Consider the following 429-nt stretch of genomic DNA (forward strand, 5'->3'; position numbering starts at 1 on the left):
ATCTTTATCTGGGTTTTCGCTTTCCAAGAACAGCAATTGCGCAACAACCAGATTGGCAGATTCATCTGTCACCGGGCCGACCAAGAAAACGATGCGCTCTTTCAAAAGGCGTGAGTAGATGTCGAATGCGCGCTCGCCGCGACCGCTTTGTTCGATAACGGTAGGGACAAGGTAGTTATTGAAATCGAAGGACATTTTTGTCTCCTGTTAATGATGGAAAAGCACCAAAGCCATTTAAAGCGCTTCGGTGCTTTTGATTGTCTATTTCAGACGGCCTTGGAGCAATTAAGCTTGTGCGCCCATTACTTCGTCAAAAGACAGCGCTTTTTCGGTTACTTTAGCTTTGCTCAGAACGAAATCAACAACGTTGCTTTCTACTGCCAAAGAAGTCGGGCCTTGCAGGCGGGAAGGCTCTGCGTAGTACCAGTC

Annotated in this window: 1 protein-coding gene and 1 pseudogene; both read right to left on the reverse strand. The window is 47.3% G+C overall.

Translation table 11 applies throughout. The features are described 5' to 3' along the window. A partial coding sequence (locus ACTHUE_RS20620) for an ATP-dependent Clp protease proteolytic subunit (protein WP_440424345.1) occupies positions 1-195 on the reverse strand: 195 nt, incomplete at its 3' end. Between the two features lie 90 nt (positions 196-285). Next, a pseudogene (locus ACTHUE_RS20625) lies at positions 286-429 on the reverse strand (trigger factor); the annotation flags it as partial.

The sequence above is a fragment of the Neisseria sp. P0021.S005 genome (genome assembly GCF_051956955.1).